The following is an 18,409-nucleotide window of genomic DNA, read 5'->3' as shown; positions in this document are numbered from 1 at the left end:
TGACGCCTTCGCGCCGCGCACGGCTTGGGTCATTCGACTGCTTCGATGTCGCCGATCTCGACTCCGCGCGTCGCAACGGGCCACGTGCAGTCGGATGACTCAAGCCCTGGCCCTCGCTCGCGACCTACGTTCGATTCATCTCGGCGCGGCCTGGACACACCGATGATCCGGCCGCCCACTCACCCATCGAGGACAGAGGAAGAATTATGGATGCGTTCGGCAACACCACAGGGCAGACAGGCGATCCGGTCCCGGACCAGCTTCGCTCGCTCTTCAACAACCCAGACGACGTACGAGTGCAGGGGCTGCCCTGCGCGCTGCCTGGTCTGGACTCACTGGCAGTTCATTTCGGTGCCGGCGCCAGGACGGTGCCGCACCAGCATGTCGGCGGTCAGCACCTGGTCATCGTCGAAGGCGTCGGTGTGGTTGCCGACGACGACGGCGTACACGTCGTGCGCACGGGCGACGTCATCAGCAACCCGCCAGGGGCATGGCACTGGCACGGAGCCGTCCCGGGCGAAGGGATGACCCACGTGACGTTCGAGGCGGCCGGCGACTTCGATCTCGATGTCGAGCAGCGCGACTGGGACGACACCTATCCATCCGGCCTCGGCGCGTAGACCGATCCGCGGACCTTCATTCCGCCCTGGCCGGCCGCTGTTCGAACAACAGTCGGCGGCCGGCTCGGGCGGGACTCCAGCACTGCTCATCAGCGCCACAGACAAGGAGAACTACCGATGCCACACCCCAGTACCGACGCCGCCGGACTCGCCCGGTTCCGCCGCTCTCTCGGCCGAACCGACTGTCGGAGTCTGGCCGGCATGTCCGCGTTCATCGTGGTCCTGCATGTACTGGGCTTCGGTATTCTGTTCGGCCTCGTCGTCCCGCGGCACTACCACATCGGCGGCGATCACCCTGTCTTCTCCGTCGGAGTCGGCGTACTCGCCTACACTTTCGGACTGCGGCACGCCTTCGACGCCGATCACATCGCCGCCGTCGACAACACGACACGCAAGCTCCTCGCGGACCAGGCCGGCGTCGCCCCTGGTGCCCCCCAGCCGCTGTCGGTCGGCTTCTGGTTCTCACTCGGACACTCGACCATCGTCTTCGGTCTGGCACTCCTGCTGTCGGCGGGGGTGAAAGCCCTGGCGGGGCCGGTCGAGCACGGTGACTCCGGCCTTCACTCGATCACCGGTGTTGTCGGCGCATCGGTCTCGGGAGCCTTCCTCTGGATACTCGGAATCCTCAATGCCGTTGTGCTGCTCGGCATCCTCCGCGTCTTTCGCGACATGCGCCGCGGCCGGTACGACGATCAGGAGCTCGAGGCTCACCTCGACAAGCGAGGGTTCATGAACCGAATCCTCGGCGGCCTGACTCGCTCCGTGCGCAAGCCGTGGCACATCTATCCGGTCGGGGTGCTGTTCGGACTCGGCTTCGACACCGCCACCGAGGTCGGTCTCCTGGTGCTCGCAGGCGGCGCCGCCGTCTTCAGCCTGCCCTTCTACTCGATCCTGGTGCTACCGATCCTCTTCGCCGCAGGCATGTGCCTGATGGACACTGTCGACGGAGTGTTCATGAACGCCGCGTACAGCTGGGCTTTCGCCCGTCCTGTCCGCAAGGTCTTCTACAACCTCACCATCACCACCATCTCGGTGACGGTTGCCCTCGTCATCGGCACGATCGAGCTCATCGGAGTCGTCGCCGACCAGGGCAACATCACCACCGGTCCGGTCGCCGCGGTCGCAGCCATCCCCCTGGACTACGCCGGCTACGGCATCGTGGGCCTCTTCGTGACCGCGTGGATCCTCGCGCTCGCGATCTGGCACTTCGCCAACATCGAGGAGCGCTGGTCCCGAGAGCCGGCGACAACGAGCTCGATCAATCGAGACCACCTCGCAGGCTGAGCGGCGTACCCCCGCCTTTGCTGTGCAGGAGAGAGCTCGATCTGCGAGCGCGCGAATCACGGCGCCGGTGCCAATGCCGGCAAACACGTAGGCGATGGTGTGAAGGCCTGCATCGTTTGCCGATTCGCCGAAGGTATGGCGATGACGCTCGACGAGAAGATCGCACCGATGTACCACGAGGTCCGCAGCAGGGAGGCGACGGCGATCTCGTCGGGAGGGGTCGGTCCGTAGACCGCTGCCTGTCACCGACAGTTCGGGGGCCGGTCGCGATTTCCCAAGAGAAGGCTGACACCGATCGGTACGACGACGTCGGCCCGAGCGGCGACGAAGGCCCGTACGACGCGTCCGGCAAGCTCGGCCCGGCACCTCACCAGACGATCAACTCGCGGCCCAGCGGCGGCGGGTCACCTCGCCACTAGGAGGCAGACACCGAGTGCCGCCAGGGCGAGCACTTTTGCGGCCTCGAGCCCGACGTAGTACAAGTGGTGGGTGGCTGAGCGGGGCGGGTTCTGACCGGCGAGGACGCGGTCGGTGCGCTGGTTGAGTTGTGGCCGGACGATGATGAGCTGTCCGGCCAGGATGACGATGACGATCGCGGCCAGAGCCGCCACCACCCCTGTAGGCCGTCCCGCAGCGATTGCGGCGAGGGCAACCAGCGCCAAGGTGATCTCGGCGCGGTTCAGCGCCCGGAACACGATGCGGCCGATGCCGAGCCCGATGGGGATGTCGACCCCGGGGGCCCGGAACTTGAGCGGCGTCTCCAGGAAGGAGATCGCCAGCACCATGCCGAGCCAGACGAAGACGGCGGCAGTTGCTACCGCGGCAGGTGCTGCGTTCACTGTTCCTCCTGGATCCGTGCTGTTGCCGCTCGCACATAGGCAAGGGTAGTGGTTATGTTGCCGAAGGCCCCTAGGCCGCCGGCCAGTTCGCGAGTCGCGCGACGAATTCCGGGGGCGAGGCGACGATCATCATGACTGCGGGTTCGGTACCAGGGTTGGCCAGGCTGACTCGTTCCCCGGTGGCGATGTGTGCGACGGCGCCGGGGGCGAGTCGGTGGTGCTGGTCGCCTTGCCGCAGTTCGATCGAGCCAGACACGTGGACCAGGACGATCTCGGACGGACCGTGGTCGTGTTCAGGCAGGCCGCCGCCGGGCGGGATCCACACCTGAACCATGGCGATGTTGTCGGAGGTCTCGGCGGCCACGAGGACCTCCATGGTCGGGCCGCCGGGAATGGGCGCGCGGCGTCGTGGTGTCGTGCCGATCCTGGTGATGTACATCAGTTGCTCCTCCGACGCCGCGGCTGAGGACGGGGGCCCGCGGTACGGCTGTGGGTAGGGGACAGGTGGACGAGGCAGGCGTCGGGCTCAGCGAACGGCTCGAGGCGGGCGGCCGCGATCGGTGCGCGGACCTGGGTGAGGGCCCCTCGCATCAGGCCGAGATGCAACGGACACAAGGTGGAGGAGTACTCCTCGGCAAGTTCGAGGAAGGGACAGTGGCGCAATCTGATCCGGTCACCGTCACCGGCAGACTCCGGCGCGAAGCCCAGTTCGGTCATCATTGCGGTCAGTCGCTGCGTGGCCTCTGCGGCGTCCATCCGATGGGTCGGATCGACCTGCTCCACGAGGTAGCCGCCCCAGTTGCGGCCCGCGGCCTCGGCAGCGGCGCCCGCATCGGGGTTCGTGGACAACTGACTGAGCAGGATCTTGGCCAGCAGGTGGTATTCACGCCGCCCGCCGCGGTCCATCCCCGGATGGGGCGCGTGGACGGTTCGGGGCCGGCCTCGGCCGGACGGCTCCTCGAGTCGGCGGTCGACCAGGCCTAGCGTCACCAACGCGTCGAGGTGGAAGCGGACCGTGTTGGGGTGGATCCCGAGCCGTTCGGCGAGTTCAGTGACACCGAGCGGATCATCGGAGGATCGCAGGGCTTCGAGCACTGCGGCGCGGCGCGGCTTGTCGGCGTCATCGGAGTCAGCTCTGGTCATGATGGCAAGCTTCCCTGATGCTGCGCCGCGAGGGCGGCGATCAGGGGATGGTCGTGGTCGACGACACCTACCTTGAAGGCCCCGCCGGGGGATCCGAGATCGTCGAAGAAGCCCGCGTTCGCCGCTTGGTAGTCCTTCCACTGCTCGGGCAGGTCGTCCTCGTAGAAGATGGCCTCGACCGGACACACCGGTTCACACGCGCCGCAGTCGATGCACTCGTCGGGGTGGATGTAGAGCGAGCGCCCGCCCTCGTAGATGCAGTCGACCGGGCACTCGTCGACGCACGCGCGATCCTTCAGGTCGACACATGGCATCGCTATCACGTAGGTCACAGCTGACTCCTCACCAGGCGCTTGTAATTACTACAAATATCACATGTAATAATCATTCGAAACAGCGATGCGAAGGAGAGTGGCACCATGTCGGCTTCGGAGATCTACATCCAGACGACCGAGACCGATCCGGACGTCATCGCTCGAGGCGTGGTCCGTGACGCACACGAACGGTTGCGGTCCGGACTCACAGAGCTGGCCGCGACGCAGGCGATTGGCGGCACCGATCAGCAGTTGTCTGCGGAGCTGGTCGACTTCTGCCGTCATGAGCTGCGCCAGTATCTGGCAGCCGCCGATCGGGACCTGTACGCGCCCGCGGCTGCGGATCCCGAGACACGGCTGCTGGTGGATGCCCTTCGTCTCGGGGCCGCGGCGCTGAACGCCCAGATCGACGATCTGGATGCCCGGGCCGGATCCGGGGCGGCAAGGACCGGTGCGTTGATCGCGGCGCTGGATCTTCAGCTCCAGATCGAGGAGTGGGTGCTGCTGCCGGCGCTCGCCGGCCTGCCGAGCGTGGATCCGTCGTTGCTGGCCGCTGACCTGCGGGCCTACCTGGCGGGAGAGCGAGTCGAGGAGCCGACGGTCATCGATGTCCGGACGATCGCGCGCGGCGGCCGTCACCCGCGGGTCTTCGCTCGCTATGCCGGCCTGGCGCCCGGACACGCGTTCATCCTTGTCAACAGTCACGACCCCAAGCCGCTGCGTCGGGAGTTCGAAGCCATCCATGCCGGCGCCTTCACCTGGGACTATCTGCAGACCGGACCCGAGGAGTGGCGAGTCCGGATCGGACGGGTCGCCGTCGATGGCTGAGGACTCACCGGCCGAGTCGCCTGTACCCGCCGATCTGGCGGCAGAACGGCCGATGGCGCGGATTCTTGCTGACCTGCGCGAGCTCGCCGGCGACTCGCTCATTCCCTCTGGTGCGCGGTGGAAGCTCGACGAGCCGGGTCGCGAGCTCGACGCGAACCTCATTCATCTGCCTGCCGGGCGCTGTGTGGAGACGCACACCGAGTCGGAACTCGACGTCGTGCTGGTCGTCGTGGCGGGAAGCGGCACCATCGACACACCTGATGGTCCGAAGTCTCTAGCCGACGGCAACCTCGTGTGGTTGCCGCGCGGCTCAACGCGCAGCATCGCCGCCGGCAAAGACGGACTGTCCTATCTGACCGTTCACCGGCGCCGTCCCGGCCTGCACATCAGACCGCGTCTAGGTCCATAGGCCCCGCCCAGTCACCACTCGACATGCGGGCGGGCTCAACGCGGTTCTCGCAGAAGCTCCGCCAGAACGGCCGCCTGACTGTGGTCCAGGTCCCGGGTCGCGGTCACCAGCGTCAGTGTGGAGCCGCGGGCCAATGTGCGCAGGTGGTCGAGGGCCGCCCGTTTCGGCGGTGTCCCGAGCTCCTCGCGATAGCGCGCCGCGAACTGTCCGAACTTCTCCGGGACGTGGCCGTACCACTTGCGCAGTTCCGTGGAAGGTGCGACGTCTTTGGCCCATACGTCGATCGCGGCTGCGTCCTTGCGCATCCCGCGTGGCCAGATGCGGTCCACCAGGATCCGGATGCCATCATCGATCGCGACCTGGTCGTAGACCCTGCGAACGCGCACGCCTCCGACAGTCATGACTCACCGTCCGCCCGGTCGCTCCAACCGGGCACCGTCGGCACCATGTCCACCAGCCCGGTGGGGTCCAGGCCACCGCGCGCCGGCCACGACAGGAACCCGACCAGTTGCTGGAACGGCTGCCACCCGGGCCGGTTCCACAGCAGGATCGGCTCATCCTCGGCAGGCGCGTCGGAAGACGCCACGCCGACCTCGGTCGCGGCGGCCAGGGCGGCCGATGCGAAGGGCTCGGGCCCGCAGGCCGCGGTGGCCTCGACAAGACGCTGCCGGGCTTGGCCCGCGAGGCAGCGGAGCTGTTGCAATCCGTCGCGGAGGTCCGACTGGTGGTGACGGAACTCCCGCACCAACGCAGTTCTCTTGTCCTTGAGCAGATCGCGGCCTTGACTGACGAAGACCGCTCGCCGGCGGCGGTCGAGCAACTCACTTCGGGTGGCGACAAGGGATTGCATGGCACGCTCCCGGATGTTTGATGAGGTACTTCTGACACTGCCGTGACCCCGACTCGCCGGGTACTGGCATCTCCGGCGAAGGCCGAACGGCGTTGATTGCTGGGAGCCGGCAATCAACGCGTCCGACCTGACGGGCGTTGCCCGACGCAACAGTCGCTTCGAGACGTGCTGCGGACGCCGGATCTCCACCAAGGCCAACTGGTAGGTCGAGCGGATCTTTCAATGCCAACGGGCCTATGAGCCTTTGCCGGGACTCGTCAGGAGCCGTGCCGGGTGGGTGCGTATTTGGTGGCGAGCCGGGCCAGTGCGAGGGCGGCGATGAGGAGGCCGAAGTCGCGTAGTGCGACGTCGTAGAAGCCTGAGAGGGTGAGTAGGTTGAGGATGATGCCGGCGAGCCAGGCGGCGACGATGAGTGCGCCGTAGCGCGGGATCAGGGCGACGGCCACGCCGGCGACGATCTCGATGATGCCGATGGCGTACATCGCGTCTTGTCCGGAGCCGGGGACGATGTCGTTGATCCACGGGGCCAGGTAGGCGGGCCAGTCGGTCAGCAGGTTGGCGAACTTGTCGAGGCCGAACGCGATCGGCGCGATCGTGAAGACAGTTCGCAGTACCAGGAACGCCTGGTAGGCCGGGTCCGACAGCGCCTCCCGGCGCGTTGTGCGGGCGGTACGCCCCTCAGTGCTCATCATTTACTCCTTCTAGAGCGTCGATGTCCTTCTATGCTTGTCTGACAGGCACGAACTAGCACCGCCGCTCGTCGGCTGACTTCGCAGGCAGTTCGTTGCCTACGACCGGCAACACTCGGACATCCGGATCCGGCGATAATGCAGGTCCTTCGCGCAGGTCGACTCAGGAATGCGTGGCGTGGGCCAGCTCCGCCGCGAAGCCCTGTCGCCATGAGCTGTATCGCGGAGCCCAGTCGAGGGTGCGCCGGGCGAGTGTGTTGTCGGCGCCGCGCAACTGGGTCATGAAGGCGACCCCCCAGCCTCCGACGGCCAATCTGGCAAGAGTCACGGGCACATGCTTCGGTCGTGGAGCGTCGAGCAGCTGTGCGAGGATGGGCAGCCATTCGCGCACCGGTGCCGGCTCGTCGTCGACCACGTTGAGCACGCCGTGCACGTGGCTGTCCAGTGCTGCGGTGATGGCCGCCGCGGCGTCGTGGACGTGGGTGAAGGAGAAGGTGCCGTCCCCAGAGCCGATGATCGGCATCTTCCCGGCCTGTACCTGACGTACGAACGATCCGTTACGGCCATAGATTGTGCCGTGTCCGTAGAGCTGTCCCAGCCGCAGTACCAACCCACCTGCCTCCCTCGCGGTGAGGAGGTGAACCACCGCGTCGGGGGCAGCATCCTTGACTACGCGGCTCATCGCGTCGGAGTCCAGTGCATCGGCCTCGGCGACCACGGCTCCCAGCATCTCGACCTCGACGGCGGCGCCGTACGAGCGCGCCAACCCGATCACCTCGTGGCCCTGGGAGGTAAGCAGTGGTAGTAGTCGGCGGCCGATGACGCCGGTTGCACCGGCTACGAAGACGCGCATGGTTCCTCTTGGAGAGAGTCGGGTCCCGTTGTCGAGCGTCGGGCGTCAGTGTGGTGCGTGATGACCGCCGTCGCGGGGTTGGTCCTGGGCTTCGTCAGCCAGGTGGTAGATCGTCATGGCCTGTCGTGGTGCTGAGTCGTCGACGTCGCCGTGTCCGGCCAGTTGCTGCAGCACCCGCACGACGATGGATTGCGCGTCGATTCCGAAGTGGCGGCGCAGGGCGGCGCGGGTGTCGGAGTGGCCGAATCCGTCGGTGCCCAGCGAGGCCCAGGGGGCAGGCACGAAGGGCGCGATCTGGTCCGGTACGGCGCGCATCCAGTCCGACACAGCCAGGACTGGTCCGGGCGCGTCGTTCAACCGCCTGGTGACGTAGGGGATTCGGGGCGGCTCGCCGGAGTGCGACAGTGTCCATTCTTCGGCGGCGAGGGCGTCGCGGCGCAATTGCGTCCACGATGTCACAGACCATACGTCGGCCTGGACGCCCCAGTCGGTCTGCAGGAGGCGTTGCGCTTCCATTGCCCAGGCCATCGCGATGCCCGAGGCAAGGATCTGCGCCTTCGGACCGTCGCCGTCCGGGCCAGGGGAGTAGCGGTGCATCCCGGCGAGGATCCCGTCGATGTCGACGCCATCGGGCTCGGCCGGTTGCGCGATCGGCTCGTTGTAGAGGGTGAGGTAGTAGAAGACGTTCTGGTCTTCGCCGGGTCTCGGATCGCCGTACATGCGCCGGAGTGCGTCGGCGGTGATGTGGCCGAGCTCGAAGGCATAGGCGGCGTCATAGGCGACACAGGCAGGGTTGGTAGATGCCAACAGCAACGAATGGCCGTCCTGATGCTGCAGGCCTTCGCCGTTGAGGGTGGTGCGGCCGGCGGTGGCGCCCAGGAGGAATCCTCGGGTCATCTGGTCGGCCGCGGCCCAGAGTTGGTCGCCGGTGCGCTGGAAACCGAACATCGAGTAGAAGATGTAGAGCGGGATCATCGGTTCGCCGTGGGTGGCGTACGACGTACCGGCGGCTGTCCAGGACGCGGCAGAGCCGGCCTCGGTGATGCCCTCGTGGAGGAGAACACCGTGGATGTCCTCTTGATAGCTCAGCATCTGTTCCCTGTCCACGGACAAGTAGTTCTGTCCATGGGGCGAGTAGATCTTCTTGGACGGGAACAAGGAATCCAGCCCGAAGGTGCGGGCCTCGTCGGGGATGATCGGCACGAACCGGTGACCGATCTTTGGGTCTTTCATGAGGTCCTTGAGTAGCCGGACGAACGCCATGGTGGTAGCGACCTTTTGCCTGCCTGAGCCGCGTCGGGTGACGTCGTACGTAGCCGCGCCGGGCAGAACAAGAGGCTTGCTGTGCACTCTGCGCGCGGGCAGGTACCCGCCGAGGGCCCGCCGCCGCTCGTGCAGATACTCCACCTCTGGCGAGTTCTCCGCGGGTCGGTAGTAGGGCGGCTTCACCTCGTCGAGCGCCGAGTCGGGAATGTCCAGGAACAGCCGGTCCCGGAAGCCCTTGAGGCCGTCGATGGTCAGCTTCTTCATCTGATGGGTGGAGTTGCGGCTCTCGAAGTGGGAGCCGAGGGTCCATCCCTTGATGGTCTTGGCCAGGATCACCGTTGGCTGCCCGGTGTGTTGGGTGGCCGCCAGATAGGCGGCGTACAGCTTGCGGTAGTCGTGTCCGCCGCGTTTGAGGTTCCAGATCTCGGTGTCGGACAGGTGCTCGACCATGGCGGCCGTGCGGGGGTCGCGGCCGAAGAAGTGCTCCCGGACGAACGCACCGGATTCGGCCTTGTAGGTCTGGAAGTCGCCGTCGGGTGTGGTGTTCATCAGGTTGAGCAGCGCGCCGTCGGTGTCGGCGGCCAGCAGTGGATCCCATTCCCGGCCCCAGATCACCTTGATGACGTTCCAGCCGGCACCGCGGAAGTACGATTCCAGTTCCTGGATGATCTTGCCGTTGCCGCGGACCGGGCCGTCGAGGCGTTGCAGGTTGCAGTTGACGACGAAGGTCAGGTTGTCGAGTTCTTCACGGGCCGCGACGCCGATCGCGCCGAGTGACTCGGGTTCGTCCATCTCGCCGTCACCGAGGAAGGCCCAGACCCGCTGGTTGCTGGTGTCTTTGAGACCACGGTTGTGCAGGTAGCGGTTGAAACGGGCCTGATAGATCGCGTTGATCGGGCCCAGACCCATCGAGACCGTGGGGAATTCCCAGAAGTCCGGCATCAGCCGCGGGTGCGGGTACGACGGCAACCCGCCGCCCTTTCCGGCGTGGGAGATCTCCTGTCGGAAGCCGTCGAGCTGGTCGCTCGTCAGTCGGCCTTCCAAGAACGCGCGCGCGTAGATGCCTGGTGAGGCGTGTCCTTGGAAATAGATCTGGTCGCCGCCGCCCGATGCGTCGCGGCCGCGGAAGAAGTGGTTGAAGCCGACCTCGAACAGCGCCGCGGCGGAGGCGTACGTGGAGATGTGCCCACCGACGCCGATGCCTGGCCGCTGCGCACGGTGGACCATGACCGCGGCGTTCCAGCGGTTGTACGCCCGGATCCGCCGCTCGACGTACTCGTCGCCGGGGAATGTTGGCTCAGCATCGGGTGCGATCGTGTTGAGGTAGTCGGTGCTGCGCAGGTTGGCAACACCGACGCGGCGGTCGCGCGCCCGTTGCAGGATGCTGAGTAGCAGGTATCGCGCCCTGTTCTGCCCGGCATGATCGACCACCTGGTCGAGCGATTCCAGCCACTCCTGGGTCTCTGACGGGTCCAGGTCGAGCAGTTGGCTGTGCAACCCAAGGCTCTCCGGCAGGCCTTGCGGTGTCGGCGTCATGACTGCCCCTTCAGGTCCGAGCCCTTGTCCAGTGACGCGGTCGCACAACGGAGCGGGCCTGCGGACGAGGTTTTGACGGACGGGGTTCGGTGCGGACGGATCACGGCGACGGGGCAGGCAGCGTGCTGCAGCACCGCCTGACTGACTGATCCGAGCAACATGCCGGCGAAGCCTCCGCGCCCGCGCGACCCGACGACGACCAATTCGGCACCCGCCGACGAATCGATCAACGCCTGGGCCGGGTGACCGTGCACAAGCCTCGTCCGTACGTCGATGCCCGGAAAGAGCACGCGCTTGCTCTCCATCGCCTCGGCGAGTAGTAGCCGGTCGATCTGGTCGACGATCTCTGCGGGGACACGAAGTGACGGGTGCTGTCGAGTCGTCATCGCGGCGTGCACGGCGGTGATGCCGATATGCCGGCGTGCCGCTTGCTGATAGGCGAATCGGATCGCCTCGGACGAGATCTCCGAGCCGTCGACGCCGACCACGATCCGCCCGATCGGCACGGCGGGGAACGCCGTACCGTCGCCATGGGGGTGGACGACGATCACCGGGCATGGGGCATGTGCCGCCACGGCGGCGCTCACGGAGCCCACCAGCAGGCCACGGAATCCACCGACGCCACGGCTGCCGACGACCACCAGGTCGGCATCGTGCGCCTGGCTCAGCAACGTCGCCGCAGGCGGCCCGACCAACAGGTCAGTGGTGACTTTGATGTTGGGGGCAACTTCTCGCGCATGGGCTGCCGCCTCGGTGAGGATCCACTCGGCGGCCGATTGGAGGCCGAGGTCCGTGTCACCGACGAAGGCCATGTCCAGGGCGTTGCCGATCATCGGCCAACTGAAGGCGTGAACGATGCGCAGAGGGCAGCGCCTCGACGATGCCTCCGCGACGGCCCAGGCCAGCGCGCCCTGCGCGGACACCGATCCGTCGACCCCGACCAGAACCGATCGACAACCCCGATCGTTCACAGCAGTTGCCTTTGTCATATCGCCGCTCCGCTTCAGCTCTGGATGCTCTGCGGCTTCGACTGTGCCGTTCCGGTGGTGCGATGGGGTAGTGCGTCGATCGGCGAACCTGTGACCGTCCTGATAGCCGACGCCCGGCAACGAACCCTTGGGGGTTGTGGGAGCAGGACCTGTGGCCATCCAGTGTGAAGGCAGTGGCCTGGCGCTGCGGAAGCCCGTCGTTGCCGGGCACCGGCGATCAGGGCAGCCTCATCTCGCCGATCGGCGCCATACCGGTTGCGAGCTGGTCGCGGCAAGGTCGGCACTGCAGGACGGAGGAGGTTATGGAGGACAGATGATCATCGTCATTTACGTACTACTCGTAGCACTGGCCGTCGGGTTGATCGGTTCGGCGGTCTGCGTGCGTGTGGTGAGACAGTTCGAACGCGGTGTTGTGTTCCGGTTCGGTCGGGTGCTTCCAGTGGTCCGGGGACCGGGGCTTGCATTGCTGGTGCCGGTTGCCGACCGGATGCAGAAGGTCAGCATGCAGATCATCACGATGCCGGTCCCTGCGCAGGACGGAATCACTCGTGACAACGTGACGGTTCGTGTCGATGCCGTCGTCTATTTCACCGTGATCGACCCGGTCCGTGCGGCTGTGGATGTCGAAGACTATGTGTCTGCGATCGGTCAGGTGGCGCAGACGTCGTTGCGGTCGATCATCGGTAAGAGCGACCTGGACGATCTCTTGTCCAACCGGGAACGCCTCAACCAGGGCATGGAACTCATGATCGACAGTCCTGCATTGGATTGGGGTGTGCATATCGAGCGGGTGGAGATCAAGGATGTCGCGTTGCCGGAGACGATGAAGCGGTCGATGTCGCGACAGGCTGAAGCGGAGCGGGAACGCCGGGCGCGCATCATCACCGCCGACGGTGAACTGCAGGCCTCGGAGAAACTGGGCCAGGCCGCCGAAGTGATGACTGAGCATCCGGCCGCGTTGCAATTGCGGTTGCTGCAGACTGTTGTCGAGGTCGCCGCTGAGAAGAACTCGACCTTGGTGCTGCCCTTCCCGGTCGAACTGCTCCGGTTTCTGGAACGATCGACACCGGCCGAGATCCCCGAGCTAGCCGCCGGCGCTGACCCGACGCCCGCGGTAGCATCGGCCGCACAAAACGGCTCACAGGTTCTCGCCGCGGCCGACCCTCAGAAGGTTCGCGAGCTCGAGGAGACCGAGCAGACCGGTGGACCAGTCTCGTTGGGCGGATCGAAGTCGCCCACGGGACAGACCGCCACGGCACAGACCCCGGCCGGCGCAAGCATCCCCGCGGCCCGCGAAACGGCCGGGCCGCCGGAACCTGATTGGACCTTCCGTTGGTTGTGCTGACCCCGGCGTGGCATCTCTGAGGATTGCCGCGACCCTGATCCCAGTTCACGGGGAACCTCGTCACCGTGAGGAGGTCGCCGGCCGGGAGGTCGCGCATGTGGTAGTCGTCCGGATCGTCCGGCAGGCGAAGGAGAGGAAGCGTGACATGGCAACTGTTTCGTTCAAGGGAGCCACCCGGGTGTAACCGGGCAGCGAAACCCCGGCCGTAGACAGGCTGGATCTGGACATCCGATCGAACGCAGCCTGCTGGCCAAGGTCGGCGCCGACAAGACCCTGATACTGGGGATCCGCCCGGAGGCGTTCCACATCGCCGACGAGGGGCTGCCGGTCAGGGTCGCGGTGATCGAGGAGCTCGGCTCGGACGCATTCCTCTGCGGTGCTGCGGAGCACACCACCTTGAATCAGCAGATCATCGCCCGGATCGGCACCCGAACTCACAGCAAGAAAGGCGCCTTGGTCTACCTCGCCCCGTAGCCGGAGAAGGTCCACGTCTTCTCCACCTCCAGCGAGAAACGCCTCAGCGCCTAACTCTCAACCGCACCACGTATCGCCGGCCTCGGCTCTCCTCGCCAGGGCCGGGCGGCGATCAGCTCGGCGGTGACACGGATGCGGGGAGCGGCCAGGTGAAGGTGTGAACGATGTGCAGCGGGCAGCGTCTGTACGTCGCCTCGGCAACCGCGCAGGTGAGCGCGGCTTGCGCCGATACCGAGCCGTCGACACCGAGCAGGACCGGTCGGCGGCTGCGGTTGTCTACAACGGTTGTGTTCGTCATTTCACCGCTCCGGTTCAGCTTCGGATGCCCCTGCGGTTCGACTGTGCCGTTCCGGCGGCGCCATAGGTACTGCCACGATCGGCGATCCTGTGACGGCCCTGATAGCCGACTCTCGGCAACGATGCTCTACTGGAACAGCGCCGCACAGTTGGGTCGATTCCACTGGGAGGGGAGTGAGATGAGCGAATTCGGTCGCCTGTCAGGTCTGAGCGACAGCGCCCCGAATACCGCGGACGAGGCCTGGCTGACAGCGATCGCGCAGGCGGCGGCCGGAGACTCGCAGGCGCCGCTGGAGCTGCTGGTCGAATACCTCACCCTCCTCGCGGACGCGGCCATCTCCGGGCGGCGTCCGCGCGAGCATGAGCTGGCGATCGTGCGTGAACTCGGCCGTCGCGCCGCCGAGCAGGGTATCCCCGCCGGGCGGGTCGTCGACTTGTACCTGTCCGCGGCCTGGCGGATGTGGCGGGACCTGCCCGACGTCGTGCCGTACCGCGATCGCGACACGGTCCGCGCCTCGGCCCAGGCGGTTCTGCGGGCCGTCGGTGAAGCGATCGCCGTCCTCGTGGACAGCTATCAGGTCGCTACCAAGCAGCTGATCAGGCAAGAGGAATCGCTGCGCCGCGAGCTGGTCGACGACCTGCTCCGTGGCGACGCCGACGTCTCCCGGATGGTCGAGCGCGCCGAACCGTTCGGGCTCGACCTCGGCCGGCCGCACCAGGTGGTCCTGGCCGCCCCCGCGGACGGGCTGCCCGACGGCGACACGACAGCGAGCATGCTGGAACGGTTCATCCTCGACCAGTTCGGGGACCGCGAGGTGCTCGTCGCCACCAAAGAAGGCCTGTTGGTGATGCTGCTCCCGGCAACCGCCCCCACGCCGGCCTCCCGCACCACCATCAAAGCCGTCGGGGAACTCGTCCACGATGCGTTGATCCGGCACCGGCGGGGCCGCACCTGGCGTGTCGCCGCCGGCCGCCCCTACCCCGGCTCCTACGGCATCGCCCGCTCCTACGAGGAGGCGCGCGAGGCGCTGATGCTGGCCGAGCGGCTGCAACTCGACACGCCCGTGGTCGATGCCCGCGACATGCTCGTCTATAGGGTTCTGATTCGCGACCAGGCCGCCATCGTCGATCTGATCCAGGCTGTGCTCGGCCCGCTGACCCAGGCCCGCGGCGGCGCCGAGCCTCTTCTGCAGACCCTCGAGGCGTACTTCGCGACCGGTGAGGTCGCCACCGAGGCGGCCCGGCGCCTGAACATGTCGGTCCGCACCGTCACCTACCGGCTGGACAAGGTCAAGACCCTGACCGGACACGACCCGGGCGACCCCGCACAGCGGTTCACGCTGCACATCGCCGTACTCGGCGCGCGCCTGCTCGAGTGGCCTCTGCGTGATCTCCCCTCGGGCGCGGAGTCACACGCCTAGCCAACGCGTCATTGCGTCTGCAGCGAACGATCGTTGCCGGGCGTCGGCCAACATGCCGGCCTCAGGTTCGCCGATCGTTGCCGTACCTGTCCGCGCCGTGCGGCGACAGAATCGTGGCTGCATGGACAAGATCCCTGAGTTCGGCTCTTCCAGGGGTCGGCCCCAGGGCTTGCCGCTCATACAGGGCCGAGCCGCGGGCCGGACTCACGGAGATCCGCCCGCCACCGTAAGGAGGTTTGTCGTGGTCCAATCAGTCGTCGCTCGCCTCGACGCGCCCGACGCCACGGTGCCGGAGAGCACACCATGAAGGCCTATCGAGTCTCGTGGTTCTTCTTCTGTGGTGTGCTCGGCGCACTGGGCGCATTCGTGGCGGTCACCTGGTCGCTGTCGACCGTCATCGCGCTATTCATCTGCGGGTGCGTGACCGGCAGTGTCGTCGCGATGATCGTGCTGGACCCGAAGGACGAGAGCCGCCTCCCGGGTGACAGCCGACGAATAGTCGCCAAAAGCTCGATCTTCGCCGGGGCTGGGACGGTGGGCTTCGGCGGCGTCGGGGTGATGGTTGGTGGTTCGACAGCGATCCTGCTGCTCGCGGTCACGGCCGGCGGTTCGCCGTACGCGATCGACTACTGCGTTGGCCGGCTCAGGGACCGCGGCCACCTCTCCAACCCTGTATCGAGGCCTGCCCGCCCGGACCCTGCCGAGCGCTGGTCAGGGTCCGTGGTGGCGCCGATCCCGTGGACCGAGCCGAGCCGGCCATCCGAGCCACACGTCGCCCCGGCCGCCCTGAGCGATGACGCATTGTGCCTGGCGTGGCGGGCCAGCTTCTCGGCACTGCAAGGTGCACGGTCGCCAGCCGAACGGCTATTGGTCGTCGATGAGCGCCGGGCATATCTTGACGAGTTCGAGAACCGAAACGCGCGTGGAATGGCGGCGTGGCTGGCATCAGGAGCCAGGGCCGCGGGAGACCCCAGCAGGTTCGTCCAGGGCGACAGCGTCTCGTGCCACGAAACGATCGATTGGGACAGCCTCATCCACGGCACCGAGAGCTGAACCCTGCCCACGACGAGCACCGTTGCGACTGGCGGATGCCAGGGAAACCGAGAACGCGATGACCAAGCTTGAACGTCTTTATAGTTTCTACGGGCAGAGCCCGTGGTTGGACAACCTGACCCGCGCGTACTTGCGCGACGGAACGTTGACGCACATGGTCGCCCATGGGATCCGCGGCGTCACCGCGAACCCGACGATCTTTGCTAGAAGTATCACCGGTTCGCACGACTACGACGAACAGTTCTTGGCGCTGATGAAGGCTGGCAAGTCGGTGGACGAGGCCTACTGGGAGTTGGTCATCTCCGACGTCGGCCAGGCACTCTCAGTCCTGCGTCCAGTATTCGATCGTGGTGGTGATTGCTTCGACGGATTCGTATCGGTGGAGGTGTCTCCGGAGTTGGCTCACGACGCTCCAGCGACGATCGCTGCCGCGCGGTGGCTGCGCCGGCGTATCGCTCAACCCAATCTGCTGGTGAAGATTCCGGCAACTGCCGAAGGCGTCACGGCCGTCGAAACGCTGACCGGTGAGGGCAGCAGCATCAACGTCACGCTACTGTTCTCGCTGTCTCGCTACGCCGAGATCATCGAGGCCTACCTGTCCGGGCTGGAGAAGTTCACCGCGAACGGCGGCGATCCCTCGAGTGTGAGCAGCGTCGCCTCGTTCTTCGTCAGCCGGGTCGACACCGAAGTCGACCAGCGACTCGAGGCACTCGGGACCGACGAGGCGCTGGCCCTGCGCGGCCAAGCCGCCGTCGCGCAGGCCAAGCTGGCCTACCGGTTGTTCACCGAACGATTCTCTTCCAAGCGCTGGCACTGGCTGGCCGCCATGGGCGCAGATATCCAGCGTCCGCTGTGGGCCTCGACGTCAACCAAGAACCCCAACGACCGCGACACCCGGTACGTCGAGGAACTCATCGGCCCCTACACCGTCACGACCTTGCCCGAAGCAACCATCGCCGCCTTCGAGGACCACGGCACGACGGCGCGCACCGTCGACAGCGGTGTACCACGGGCAGCCGAACTGATGCAGCGGCTGGCGGCAGTCGGCATCGATATGACCGCCGTAGGTCGCACCCTGGAGGACAACGGCATCGCCAGCTTCGACAAGGCGTACCAAGACGTCCTGGCGAACCTGACGAACCTCGCGGCAGCCTCGCGGACACCCGGCCAGACCAGCGAGAAAGGTTCGCCGGATGCCTCTCGACGACGCAGCCACACCCGCCGCGGCTGAACCTATCTCCCTCGCCGGGCAGGACGCCCCGACCGCGGCGGAACAGCCGGCGAGTTTGAGCCTGACCTCCGCAGTGATGTTCGTGTCCGACCTGGACCGGTCGGTTGCCTTCTACGCATGCCGGTCCGACTGTGGCAGTCGGAGTCTCCGGGACATGCTGTCGGTTTGACTGATCGGCGCTGTGGATTCACTGCGGCTGTGCGGTGAGGATCGATGGGTGGCGGTGGGCTGCGACCATGGCCAGACCGGCGCCGCGGACTGCGGCGGTGTGGGGAGCGGGTGCAGGACGCACGGGGGCCAGCAGTTGTTTGGCCAGCCGATAGGTGATCTCCGGACGCAGCGCGCCGCCTCCGATGAGTAGCGGCCCACGGTCCAGGGCATCGACAACCAGTCCACCGCAGTCAAGGTGGAGGAGGTCGGTCACCACTGCGACGATCGACTGTACGAGCTCGGCAACGGTCGTGGTCGTGCCAAGATCCGACGTTCCCACGTTCAATCGATGGGCCTGCGTGACGCCGCCATCAACAAGCAAACCAACTTCGGTCAGGCCAGCTCCGATGTCCAGCACCAGCAGTGGCCGGGCAAAGTCTGCGCCTGCTCCGAGCGCGGCGGCTTTCACACCGTCAATGGTCAGCACGACCCGCGCGTCGAGAACCTCCAGCGCGGCGCGGGACACGCTCTCGTGCTGACCAGGGCATAGGACCGGGGTGGTCAACACAACCATCGAGTAGTGACCGAGACCGGCTCGACGGCCGAGGAGCCGTTCGAGGACGTGAGCGGCCCTCGCCTCGTCGACGACGACGCCGCGTTGCACGGGACGACTGCCAGCGTCCGCGCCCGGCGAGATGATCGTGGGCTCGTCGAGGATCAGACCATGGTCCGGCATCCACGCCCTGGTGCGGGCGCTGCCTAGATCGATCGCGACGCCGGACGAGCGCTGGCTGGCCGACCACGTACCTCGCCGTCGC

The 18,409-nt window shown here is 66.6% G+C and carries 22 protein-coding genes; 10 read left to right on the top strand and 12 right to left on the bottom strand.

Going from position 1 to position 18,409, the window contains the following annotated elements:
- Positions 1-206: 206 nt before the first annotated feature.
- Both OG876_RS02145 and OG876_RS02140 read left to right on the top strand, forming a co-directional pair.
- Positions 207-620 (top strand): cupin domain-containing protein, encoded by a 414-nt coding sequence (locus OG876_RS02145; protein ID WP_328523016.1) that lies wholly within the window; start codon positions 207-209, stop codon positions 618-620.
- Positions 621-737: 117 nt separating this feature from the next.
- Positions 738-1,904: a HoxN/HupN/NixA family nickel/cobalt transporter gene (locus OG876_RS02140; protein WP_328523015.1), complete on the top strand. Its 1,167-nt coding sequence runs from the start codon at positions 738-740 to the stop codon at positions 1,902-1,904.
- Between the two features lie 404 nt (positions 1,905-2,308).
- Here OG876_RS02140 and OG876_RS02135 read toward each other — a convergent pair whose 3' ends face one another.
- The 4 genes from OG876_RS02135 to fdxA form a co-directional block, all read right to left on the bottom strand.
- Entirely contained in the window at positions 2,309-2,743 is a 435-nt protein-coding gene (locus OG876_RS02135; protein WP_328523014.1) for a hypothetical protein, read from the bottom strand.
- 70 nt (positions 2,744-2,813) lie between these two features.
- Positions 2,814-3,182, bottom strand: coding sequence for a cupin domain-containing protein (locus OG876_RS02130; RefSeq protein WP_328523013.1), 369 nt, complete (start codon positions 3,180-3,182; stop codon positions 2,814-2,816).
- Positions 3,182-3,886 carry a helix-turn-helix transcriptional regulator gene (locus tag OG876_RS02125; RefSeq protein WP_328523012.1) on the bottom strand — a complete coding sequence of 235 codons (705 nt, stop codon included), beginning with the start codon at positions 3,884-3,886 and terminating at the stop codon, positions 3,182-3,184. The genes OG876_RS02130 and OG876_RS02125 overlap by 1 nt, the downstream gene beginning before the upstream one ends.
- Positions 3,883-4,218 (bottom strand): ferredoxin, encoded by a 336-nt coding sequence (gene fdxA / locus OG876_RS02120; protein ID WP_328523011.1) that lies wholly within the window; start codon positions 4,216-4,218, stop codon positions 3,883-3,885. Before fdxA ends, OG876_RS02125 begins: the two co-directional genes overlap by 4 nt.
- Positions 4,219-4,305: 87 nt before the next feature.
- Here fdxA and OG876_RS02115 point away from each other — a divergent pair, with 87 nt between their 5' ends.
- A complete protein-coding gene (locus OG876_RS02115) occupies positions 4,306-5,028 on the top strand; it encodes a DUF2249 domain-containing protein (RefSeq protein WP_328523010.1) in 723 nt (240 codons plus the stop codon).
- Complete coding sequence (locus OG876_RS02110; RefSeq protein ID WP_328523009.1) at positions 5,021-5,437, top strand: cupin domain-containing protein; 417 nt, start codon at positions 5,021-5,023, stop codon at positions 5,435-5,437. The genes OG876_RS02115 and OG876_RS02110 overlap by 8 nt, the downstream gene beginning before the upstream one ends.
- A 35-nt stretch (positions 5,438-5,472) precedes the next feature.
- On the opposite strand, the gene OG876_RS02105 is transcribed toward OG876_RS02110, so the two are convergent.
- The 6 genes from OG876_RS02105 to OG876_RS02080 all read right to left on the bottom strand — a co-directional run bounded on the left by OG876_RS02105 (position 5,473) and on the right by OG876_RS02080 (position 11,620).
- Complete coding sequence (locus OG876_RS02105; protein WP_328523008.1) at positions 5,473-5,823, bottom strand: DUF488 domain-containing protein; 351 nt, start codon at positions 5,821-5,823, stop codon at positions 5,473-5,475.
- 11 nt (positions 5,824-5,834) lie between these two features.
- Positions 5,835-6,287 carry a V-type ATP synthase subunit D gene (locus OG876_RS02100; protein ID WP_328523007.1) on the bottom strand — a complete coding sequence of 151 codons (453 nt, stop codon included), beginning with the start codon at positions 6,285-6,287 and terminating at the stop codon, positions 5,835-5,837.
- 257 nt (positions 6,288-6,544) lie between these two features.
- A complete protein-coding gene (locus OG876_RS02095; RefSeq protein ID WP_328523006.1) occupies positions 6,545-6,976 on the bottom strand; it encodes a hypothetical protein in 432 nt (143 codons plus the stop codon).
- A gap of 163 nt (positions 6,977-7,139) precedes the next feature.
- Positions 7,140-7,829, bottom strand: coding sequence for an NAD-dependent epimerase/dehydratase family protein (locus tag OG876_RS02090; RefSeq protein WP_328523005.1), 690 nt, complete (start codon positions 7,827-7,829; stop codon positions 7,140-7,142).
- Positions 7,830-7,874: 45 nt separating this feature from the next.
- Entirely contained in the window at positions 7,875-10,679 is a 2,805-nt protein-coding gene (gene aceE, locus OG876_RS02085; protein WP_442914089.1) for a pyruvate dehydrogenase (acetyl-transferring), homodimeric type, read from the bottom strand.
- Positions 10,628-11,620, bottom strand: a complete 993-nt coding sequence (locus OG876_RS02080; RefSeq protein WP_328523003.1) for a universal stress protein — start codon at positions 11,618-11,620, stop codon at positions 10,628-10,630. Before OG876_RS02080 ends, aceE begins: the two co-directional genes overlap by 52 nt.
- Before the next feature lie 313 nt (positions 11,621-11,933).
- Between OG876_RS02080 and OG876_RS02075 the strand changes: the two genes are divergently transcribed.
- Together OG876_RS02075 and OG876_RS02070 are read left to right on the top strand one after the other, a co-directional pair.
- Positions 11,934-12,965 carry a slipin family protein gene (locus OG876_RS02075; protein WP_328523002.1) on the top strand — a complete coding sequence of 344 codons (1,032 nt, stop codon included), beginning with the start codon at positions 11,934-11,936 and terminating at the stop codon, positions 12,963-12,965.
- A 339-nt stretch (positions 12,966-13,304) separates the two neighbouring features.
- A complete protein-coding gene (locus OG876_RS02070; protein WP_328523001.1) occupies positions 13,305-13,439 on the top strand; it encodes a hypothetical protein in 135 nt (44 codons plus the stop codon).
- Between the two features lie 112 nt (positions 13,440-13,551).
- Here the strand turns inward: OG876_RS02070 and OG876_RS02065 are convergent, their stop codons facing one another.
- Positions 13,552-13,737, bottom strand: a complete 186-nt coding sequence (locus OG876_RS02065) for a universal stress protein (RefSeq protein ID WP_328523000.1) — start codon at positions 13,735-13,737, stop codon at positions 13,552-13,554.
- A gap of 178 nt (positions 13,738-13,915) precedes the next feature.
- Between OG876_RS02065 and OG876_RS02060 the strand changes: the two genes are divergently transcribed.
- The 3 genes from OG876_RS02060 (at position 13,916) to tal (ending at position 17,441) form a co-directional block, all read left to right on the top strand.
- A complete protein-coding gene (locus tag OG876_RS02060) occupies positions 13,916-15,157 on the top strand; it encodes a PucR family transcriptional regulator (RefSeq protein ID WP_328522999.1) in 1,242 nt (413 codons plus the stop codon).
- Between the two features lie 303 nt (positions 15,158-15,460).
- Positions 15,461-16,210, top strand: coding sequence for a hypothetical protein (locus OG876_RS02055; RefSeq protein WP_328522998.1), 750 nt, complete (start codon positions 15,461-15,463; stop codon positions 16,208-16,210).
- 58 nt (positions 16,211-16,268) lie between these two features.
- Positions 16,269-17,441, top strand: coding sequence for a transaldolase (tal, locus tag OG876_RS02050; protein ID WP_328522997.1), 1,173 nt, complete (start codon positions 16,269-16,271; stop codon positions 17,439-17,441).
- Positions 17,442-17,628: 187 nt separating this feature from the next.
- Here tal and OG876_RS02045 read toward each other — a convergent pair whose 3' ends face one another.
- Positions 17,629-18,255, bottom strand: coding sequence for a rod shape-determining protein (locus OG876_RS02045; RefSeq protein WP_328526847.1), 627 nt, complete (start codon positions 18,253-18,255; stop codon positions 17,629-17,631).
- On the opposite strand from OG876_RS02045, the gene OG876_RS02040 reads away from it, so the two are divergent.
- Positions 18,172-18,354, top strand: coding sequence for a hypothetical protein (locus tag OG876_RS02040; RefSeq protein WP_328527043.1), 183 nt, complete (start codon positions 18,172-18,174; stop codon positions 18,352-18,354). The two genes, OG876_RS02045 and OG876_RS02040, sit on opposite strands and share 84 nt — an antisense overlap.
- Positions 18,355-18,409: the final 55 nt, after the last annotated feature.

Source organism: Kribbella sp. NBC_00359, from assembly GCF_036097425.1.
In the GTDB taxonomy this organism is placed as follows: domain Bacteria; phylum Actinomycetota; class Actinomycetes; order Propionibacteriales; family Kribbellaceae; genus Kribbella.
The sequence above is the reverse complement of the archived record's forward strand: the minus strand, read 5'-3'. Positions and strand labels throughout refer to the sequence as shown.

What these genes read in the sequence shown, in the direction of transcription:
- OG876_RS02110 (WP_328523009.1), top strand. Translation starts at nt 5,021, where the DNA reads ATGGCTGAGGACTCACCGGCCGAGTCGCCTGTACCCGCCGATCTGGCG.
- OG876_RS02130 (WP_328523013.1), bottom strand. Translation starts at nt 3,182, where the DNA reads ATGTACATCACCAGGATCGGCACGACACCACGACGCCGCGCGCCCATT.
- OG876_RS02145 (WP_328523016.1), top strand. Translation starts at nt 207, where the DNA reads ATGGATGCGTTCGGCAACACCACAGGGCAGACAGGCGATCCGGTCCCG.
- OG876_RS02140 (WP_328523015.1), top strand. Translation starts at nt 738, where the DNA reads ATGCCACACCCCAGTACCGACGCCGCCGGACTCGCCCGGTTCCGCCGC.
- OG876_RS02080 (WP_328523003.1), bottom strand. Translation starts at nt 11,620, where the DNA reads ATGACAAAGGCAACTGCTGTGAACGATCGGGGTTGTCGATCGGTTCTG.
- OG876_RS02095 (WP_328523006.1), bottom strand. Translation starts at nt 6,976, where the DNA reads ATGAGCACTGAGGGGCGTACCGCCCGCACAACGCGCCGGGAGGCGCTG.
- OG876_RS02100 (WP_328523007.1), bottom strand. Translation starts at nt 6,287, where the DNA reads ATGCAATCCCTTGTCGCCACCCGAAGTGAGTTGCTCGACCGCCGCCGG.
- OG876_RS02065 (WP_328523000.1), bottom strand. Translation starts at nt 13,737, where the DNA reads ATGACGAACACAACCGTTGTAGACAACCGCAGCCGCCGACCGGTCCTG.
- OG876_RS02075 (WP_328523002.1), top strand. Translation starts at nt 11,934, where the DNA reads ATGATCATCGTCATTTACGTACTACTCGTAGCACTGGCCGTCGGGTTG.
- OG876_RS02055 (WP_328522998.1), top strand. Translation starts at nt 15,461, where the DNA reads ATGAAGGCCTATCGAGTCTCGTGGTTCTTCTTCTGTGGTGTGCTCGGC.
- OG876_RS02125 (WP_328523012.1), bottom strand. Translation starts at nt 3,886, where the DNA reads ATGACCAGAGCTGACTCCGATGACGCCGACAAGCCGCGCCGCGCCGCA.
- OG876_RS02115 (WP_328523010.1), top strand. Translation starts at nt 4,306, where the DNA reads ATGTCGGCTTCGGAGATCTACATCCAGACGACCGAGACCGATCCGGAC.
- OG876_RS02060 (WP_328522999.1), top strand. Translation starts at nt 13,916, where the DNA reads ATGAGCGAATTCGGTCGCCTGTCAGGTCTGAGCGACAGCGCCCCGAAT.
- OG876_RS02090 (WP_328523005.1), bottom strand. Translation starts at nt 7,829, where the DNA reads ATGCGCGTCTTCGTAGCCGGTGCAACCGGCGTCATCGGCCGCCGACTA.
- tal (WP_328522997.1), top strand. Translation starts at nt 16,269, where the DNA reads ATGACCAAGCTTGAACGTCTTTATAGTTTCTACGGGCAGAGCCCGTGG.